The sequence below is a fragment of the Halobacillus sp. genome, from assembly GCF_049282395.1.
In the GTDB taxonomy this organism is placed as follows: Bacteria; Bacillota; Bacilli; order Bacillales; family Halobacillaceae; genus Halobacillus.
On record NZ_JBAPTY010000318.1, the window covers coordinates 1 to 6,888 of the forward strand.

The window sequence follows — 6,888 nt, forward strand, 5'->3', positions numbered from 1 at the left end:
TCCCGCAGGGAGTGAAACGAGCGAGGAAGCTCACCGTTCCCCCATAGGAAAGCGAGTTATTTCCCCACCAGTCCTTCTCCAAATATCGTAACGGGCTCAAATTATCTCGAAACTGAGTCTTCAACTAATCGGCCCTTTTGCTTAATAAGCATGCTATAAAAAGGTACACCATTGATTACCAGAGACTTTTAGATAGAATAGGCTTAAGTTCTTACTTATAAAGTTTAATTGAATACCCCCTTCAAGTAAGGGGAGAAGGGTGTACCTGTGCAAAAAGAAAGCGCTCGATTCCCTAGGTAAGGTTTTCGAGCGCTTTTTCATTCCGCTGGATCATTTGTTCCAGACGTTTGTTAAACCATTCAATCTCTTGACCTTCCAGGGGATCAACGGTGACTTCACCAGATAGCTCGTAGATTTTTTTAAGGATCCGGTCGCGTACGTCAGATACACTGAGGCGGGTGCCTAACAGTTCATTGAGAGAAGCCATAACCTTAGGATCAATGACGGGGTAGGTGAAGCGTGTTTCCTCTTCACGCTTCCCAATTTCATAGAATTGTTTTAATAGCTGGGCTCGTTCAGCACCACTTCCGCTGACATCCAAATAAATTTGGACGGCAGAGCCATTTTTGACCCGGCGCTGGGAAATCCCGGCGAACTTTTGACCGCCGATACTTAAATCATAAGTACCCGGACAATAGGAACGTGTAATTTCATAGGCTTTAATTTGATCGGTCAGGTCTTCAAACAGCAGTTGAGTAAACGAAACCATAGCTTCATAACCATCGTGAATGTTCACTTCTTTAGAGTCCGGGAAGATAAATGATAAATTCAGAACACCTTCGTCTAATACAACGGCCAGACCCCCGGAATTTCTTACAATGACCCGATATCCTTCCGTCTTCAGATAGTCAATTCCATCTTTAATATAAGGCAGTCGAGCATCAGGGATTCCAAGAACCACTGTGTTATGATGAACCCAAAGCCTTGCTGCAGTCGGGCTCATTCCTTCTCCTACTGACATTGATAAAGCATCATCTATGGCAAAGGACTGAAGGGCGGAAAAGGAAGGTCCTAAATTACTTTGGTCCATGAAGCGATATTTTTGAGTTTGTAATAACGGATGTATGTTTTTCATAAAGCTGTGCTCCTTTTTTTACAATCACCATTCATCATTATAGCAGAAGAAACCTGTTGCATGAATGGCGCAACGGCTGTAAAATCTTCAAAGGATTAAGATGTACGCGCTAAAAAATGTTTGATTTACTTGAAGCCTTTAAAGACAGGAGTAAAAGAGTTCCCCTGTCATTTTTTGTCTGTCAAGATGTTTTTTTGTCGTAAAGAAAGGTATATAATAGTTAAAAATGTCGTGAAGAAAGGAACAACTGATGGACTATCGTGATGAGAAATTAAGTGAAGAGAAGGTTTTTAAGGACCCCGTCCATCGCTATGTCCACGTGCGGGACCGAGTGATCTGGGATTTGATCGGAACATCGGAATTTCAGCGGTTAAGACGAATTAAACAGCTGGGGACGTCGTATTTAACATTCCACGGGGCAGAACATAGCCGCTTTAACCATTCATTAGGCGTTTACGAAATAGTTCGCCGAATTATAGAAAACTTTAAGGACAGGCCAAACTGGGACGACGAAGAACGGCTGCTTTGCCTCTGTGCAGCTTTACTTCACGATCTGGGCCATGGGCCGTTCTCCCATTCTTTCGAAAAGGTTTTTAAATTGGATCATGAAGAATATACCCAAAAGATCTTACTTGGAGATACGGAAGTGAACAAGATTCTGAACCAAGTAGAAAAAGGGTTCCCGAAGAAAGTGGCAGACGTGATAAATAAAACGTACACTAATAAACTGGTTGTCAGCCTGATTTCCAGTCAGATTGATGCTGATCGTATGGATTACTTGCAGCGGGATGCTTATTTTACAGGAGTAAGCTATGGTCACTTTGATATGGAGAGGATATTGCGGGTCATGCGTCCGATGGAAGATCAGGTTGTTGTCAAAGAGAGCGGTATGCATGCGGTGGAAGACTATATCATGAGTCGTTACCAAATGTACTGGCAAGTCTATTTCCACCCTGTGACACGGAGCGCTGAGGTTATTTTATCTAAGATTCTTCATCGAGCGAAAGAACTTTATGAATCCGGCTATACGTTCAAGCTGAAACCGACCCATTTCTTTTCTTTCTTTACGGGACAGCCCACACTCAAGGAGTACTTAGCACTTGATGAAGCTGTAACGCTGTATTACTTCCAAACATGGATGGAAGAAGACGACCCTGTTCTGAGTGATTTATGTGACCGATTTGTTAACCGCCGGCTATTTAAATATATTGAGTTCAATCCTAATTCTCAAATGAACCAATGGATGGAACTGTATAAATTATTTTCTAAAGCTGGGCTGAATCCAGATTACTATCTAGTGGTAGATTCTAGTTCAGATCTTCCTTATGATTTCTATCGTCCGGGTGAAGAGGAGGAGCGTCTGCCAATTCATCTATTGCAGCCGAGTCAGGAATTGAGAGAGTTGTCACGACTATCTGATATTGTTGAGGCCATTTCAGGCAAAAAGCGGACAGATCACAAACTTTATATTCCTCTGGACCGCCTGGAGGAAATGTCCAATCGTAGTAAGACGAAGAAGCGGATTATGGAAATATTGTATGGATAAGGAGTGAAGCTCCATGTTGGAAAATCATGCGAAGCTGATGCAATTCTTCTCAAGTACGGAAGAGATCGTAGGCCGTAAAAAACTGCAGAAAATGATCTATATACTAAAAAAGTGTGAGGTACCATTTGAAGAACGCTATCAGTTTCATTTTTACGGACCCTATTCAGAGGAATTAACGCTTAGAATTGAGGAAATGTGCAACCTTGGGTTTATCAGTGAGGAAAGAGAAGAAAAGAAAAATTACTATCAGTACCGCTATCAGATTACGGAAAGCGGCCGTGAATTTCTAAATCATTATGAGATGGATTTGCCTCCGTTGCATGATCATATCCGCGAAATGAACGGTAGAAGTTCCCGGTTTTTAGAGTTGGTCTCTACCATGCTTTTCTTTGAGGATCTGCCTCGTGAAGAAATTACTGAAAAAGTACACGCCGTAAAGAGCACTCAGAATTACACAGAGGAAGACATCCAGGATGGATGGAATTTTATTGAAAAATTACGAGGGATTCATTAGTATGATGAATAGAAAGAGATATACTGTACGGCAGTATATCTTTTTTTATTCATCATTTTTTGATTATTATTACGATTTATCTCCAGATCATGGGTTAAATAATTAGTATGGGGAGAGAAGTGTATGAAAATCGTTAAGTTCGTGGTCTATTACATAATGGGACTGGCAGGCATTTTGTTCATTAGCGCGTCCCCGGCTTTATTCAGTGGTGGAAGTTTTTTTGATGTATCTCATTACTTTTTGGAACTTCAGCAACTGGTGGCTGCCATTTTTAATCCCGCTGAATGGGTGTACATGTATAAGGATCGTCCGGAACCGCTGCTTGAGTTTCTGTGGGAGCCTTATCAATACTCTATGACCGTTTTCGTTGGAGGTCTTCTTCTTGGGATTGGACTGGCTTTTTTATTGGCCCTCGGAACCATGTTTCTCCCTGGGTCGGCAAAATTGATCATCGGAAGACTCCTGAACGTTTTAGAAGCTGTACCTGATTTATTACTCGCTTTTTGTTTACAGCTCTTCGTTGTATGGTTCTATAAACAAACAGATATTCAGATTGTCTCTTTTACGGCTCTAGGCCAGGATAAGGTGTATATTCTTCCTATTATTGCCATTTCAGTATTACCTTTAGTTACGATGTACAAAATCATTCTTATGCTTATGGATGAGGAGATGGCAAAGTCTTATGTGCAGATGGCTAAGAGTAAAGGGTTGGAGAAAGCTGTAATTCTTAATGTACATGTGACAAGAAATATTGTAAAAAGTCTATTCTTTCATTCCAAAATCATCCTCTGGGGATCTTTATCAAGTCTGTTGATCATTGAATATATTTTTAATATGAATGGGATCACCAGTTTTTTTAGGGGGGATTTTAGGCCAATCGTCTCGGCTATGATACTATTTATGATCTTCACCCCTTTTTTTATCATTTATCAGGGAACGGAGCTATTTATCTTCAAGGATCATAAGGTGTCTAAAGAGACCAGCTTGAGCATGAATCGTTTCATAGGTGATTTCAACATGAAACCAAGTGGGAAATGGCTGAAGCAGACTTTCGCAACGATAGGGGCACATTTTAAAAACCTGAAATTTCTAATTGGATTTATGATCATTTCGGGGACGGTCTGTGTGAGTATGGTTTATAGTATCACGGCGGATCCTTTAGTAGATAAGTTTTATCACATTACGAATGAGGAAGGACGGCTGGTAAGCGCTGCTCCTCATTCTCCTGAATATGTATTTCTTGGAACAGATGCACTCGGCTACAGTATTTTCGATCAGTTACTCGCAGGAGCTAAATATACGATTCTATTTGCTCTTGCGATAGCTTTTTTAAGAATGAGTATTGGATTTCTATTAGCCATTCCATACACATTCTTTCTACATTCCCGAATTCAGCGTAGTGTAGAAAAAATAGTGGATGGTATGCATTTCCTGCCTATGACCATTATTGCATTCCTGCTATTAACCCCAGTCTTGTGGATGCCGCCAGGCGGTTTTACCTCTACTCAGACGGAACGGATTATCTATCAAGGATTGATTCTGGTTCTACTTGCTGTACCATTGATTGTTACTCTCTTTGGCAGCGAAATGAAGCTTTTAATGCAGGAGGAATATGTAGTTAGTACGAAGGTGCTTGGGGGTAGTTCGCTTCATTTACTGTGGAAGCATCTGCTTCCACATTTGAGCGCGCGGATGGGTATTGTGTTTGGACAGCAGTTTATTCAGACGCTGCTGATCTTTATCCATCTAGGTGTTTTTAATATTTATTTTGGAGGGACGAATGTAGATTATTCTCCTATGCAGGCTGATCCACCGACGAGTACTACGTATGAATGGTCTGGACTGATTGGAGCCGCGAAAGACTCCTTAATGACAGGGAGATGGTGGTTTATTATTCCTGTCCTGCTATGCTTTATGGGAATTATCCTGTCTATGCAGCTCATTATTCAAGGAATCAAAGAAGTGCAGCACAAACGGGTAGGCATTCCCGTTTCTAACCCAATGGGCTGGAAAAAGATCTTCCGTAGAAGAAAACCTGCAGAGAGGCGAGTGGAGGCTCCTTCAGACGAAAGTTTTGTTTTTATTAACAGCGAACATCGTGCTCAGTAGACGGATCCGGTTAAAAAGGAAAATAAGGAAGTTAAACAAGCGTTTGATTAAGGTAATAATGTGGCGTAAATGAAAAGGAGAGAGGCGTTGAGAACCCTTACGTTATCTAACGGAAAAACCATAGAAGTCGAGTGCTTAAGCTGTGCATTAACAAGTGGTGTAATCGAACCGGATGGCGGTGTCGTTTACGAAACAGAGCATTTTCATGCTCATCAGGACGTCGCCTACCCGATTAGAGGATTAATTATTCTAGCGTCAAAACGTCATATCAAAAGCTTTGATGAACTAACAGAGGCGGAGCAGCTTGATTACATTCGAGTATTAACAAAAATAAGACGAGCCCAGCGCCAGATATTAGACATCGAGTATGTATATTATTTCTACAATGAGGATACCACACACCATTTCCATACTTGGATGGTGCCTCGGTATGACTGGATGTACGATTTTGGACGTTCCGTTGAGTCCGTTCGACCGGTGCTGCTTCATGCTCGCCGGGAGAGAAACGGGGAAGAGGATATGGAGAAGGTTATGAAAGCTCTGCATGCTTTAAAAAAAGCGTTAAATGCGTGACTGTTTTTCCAAATCCTTATGCTAAAACAAAGAGTGGGTTCTATGTTAAAATAGGGAAAAATCAGTTACGTCTAGAGGAGGTTCAGTTTGTCATGAAAGAATTTGATCAATTTAAAAATAATGATGAGAAAAGCGATAAAAAGAAGAAGCAGTTCACGATTATTAAGGACGACTCAACGGACGGCCATGGTGGTTATGGGGTAGGCTCCATCAGCCTTGAGAATATGACCCCAGTTATCGTGGATCCGAATGAAGAGAAGGCATTTGTTGATATGGGTGCGCTGCATGCCCGCAGTGCGGTTGAGAAGCGGGTGAAGTTTATTACGGATCGTGAAGTTGTAGCGAATGGTTTATTGTACTGGATCGTCTGGGTTACGGTGGATAATCAGGCAGGAAAGCCAAGCTACTATGGAGTAGCTGGAAGTGAAATCGTCGTCGATCGTTCCATTAAAAGAGGCTATAAGCTGATGCCGGAGCATGTGAACCATATGGACAAGTCTTTAAAAGGAAAATTTGTTGTCGACCATATGGATGAAAAATCAAGGACGATTCTCGGTGAGTATCTCCGTGAATTCAAGCCCGAACTATGGGAAAATACAAACCAGGAACTAAAAGACTCCCTCGGTGTCCAATAAATCATAAGAAAAAGCACTTTCCTCAGTGAAAGTGCTTTTTTACTGCCTTATTTTAAAATTCTATATTAAAGGGTTTATCGTAATAGTAAGCCTTCCAGATAAGCTCCCTTTTGTTGAAGACTCAGTTTCGAGATAGTTGGGGGTCCGTTGCAAGCAATAGATGAGGGCGGCTACAGAAACAACTCGCTTTCCTGCGGGGGAACTGGCAAGCCTCCTCAGTCGTTAACACTCCTTGTGGGGTCTCGCCTAGCTCCTTCTCCCGCGGGAGTCTCGTCGTTTCCTCCGCCACCCCGGCCATTTCATGTGAACGGACCCTGCCAGTAGAAAAAAGTGGGAACCTTAAATCGGCTTAAATGCTTCTATAGCGGCGTTTATA

Annotated in this window: 6 protein-coding genes; 5 read left to right on the forward strand and 1 reads right to left on the reverse strand. The window is 41.8% G+C overall.

Annotated features, from left to right (window positions below; all coding sequences use genetic code 11):
* Positions 1 to 292: 292 nt before the first annotated feature.
* Entirely contained in the window at positions 293 to 1,135 is an 843-nt protein-coding gene (locus tag WAM07_RS13535) for a lipoate--protein ligase family protein (protein WP_422167647.1), read from the reverse strand.
* Between the two features lie 250 nt (positions 1,136 to 1,385).
* Here WAM07_RS13535 and WAM07_RS13540 point away from each other — a divergent pair, with 250 nt between their 5' ends.
* The 5 genes from WAM07_RS13540 (at position 1,386) to WAM07_RS13560 (ending at position 6,512) form a co-directional block, all read left to right on the forward strand.
* Positions 1,386 to 2,681 (forward strand): HD domain-containing protein, encoded by a 1,296-nt coding sequence (locus WAM07_RS13540; RefSeq protein ID WP_422167648.1) that lies wholly within the window; start codon positions 1,386 to 1,388, stop codon positions 2,679 to 2,681.
* Positions 2,682 to 2,694: 13 nt separating this feature from the next.
* On the forward strand, positions 2,695 to 3,195 hold the full coding sequence (locus WAM07_RS13545; RefSeq protein ID WP_422167649.1) for a YwgA family protein: 501 nt from the start codon (positions 2,695 to 2,697) through the stop codon (positions 3,193 to 3,195).
* Between the two features lie 123 nt (positions 3,196 to 3,318).
* A complete protein-coding gene (locus WAM07_RS13550) occupies positions 3,319 to 5,304 on the forward strand; it encodes an ABC transporter permease subunit (protein ID WP_422167650.1) in 1,986 nt (661 codons plus the stop codon).
* An 87-nt stretch (positions 5,305 to 5,391) separates the two neighbouring features.
* Positions 5,392 to 5,877 (forward strand): HIT family protein, encoded by a 486-nt coding sequence (locus WAM07_RS13555; protein ID WP_422167651.1) that lies wholly within the window; start codon positions 5,392 to 5,394, stop codon positions 5,875 to 5,877.
* A gap of 92 nt (positions 5,878 to 5,969) precedes the next feature.
* Positions 5,970 to 6,512: a YwhD family protein gene (locus WAM07_RS13560; RefSeq protein ID WP_014644876.1), complete on the forward strand. Its 543-nt coding sequence runs from the start codon at positions 5,970 to 5,972 to the stop codon at positions 6,510 to 6,512.
* The last annotated feature ends 376 nt before the right edge of the window (positions 6,513 to 6,888 follow it).

What these genes read in the sequence shown, in the direction of transcription:
- WAM07_RS13545 (WP_422167649.1), top strand. Translation starts at nt 2,695, where the DNA reads ATGTTGGAAAATCATGCGAAGCTGATGCAATTCTTCTCAAGTACGGAA.
- WAM07_RS13560 (WP_014644876.1), top strand. Translation starts at nt 5,970, where the DNA reads ATGAAAGAATTTGATCAATTTAAAAATAATGATGAGAAAAGCGATAAA.
- WAM07_RS13550 (WP_422167650.1), top strand. Translation starts at nt 3,319, where the DNA reads ATGAAAATCGTTAAGTTCGTGGTCTATTACATAATGGGACTGGCAGGC.
- WAM07_RS13540 (WP_422167648.1), top strand. Translation starts at nt 1,386, where the DNA reads ATGGACTATCGTGATGAGAAATTAAGTGAAGAGAAGGTTTTTAAGGAC.
- WAM07_RS13535 (WP_422167647.1), bottom strand. Translation starts at nt 1,135, where the DNA reads ATGAAAAACATACATCCGTTATTACAAACTCAAAAATATCGCTTCATG.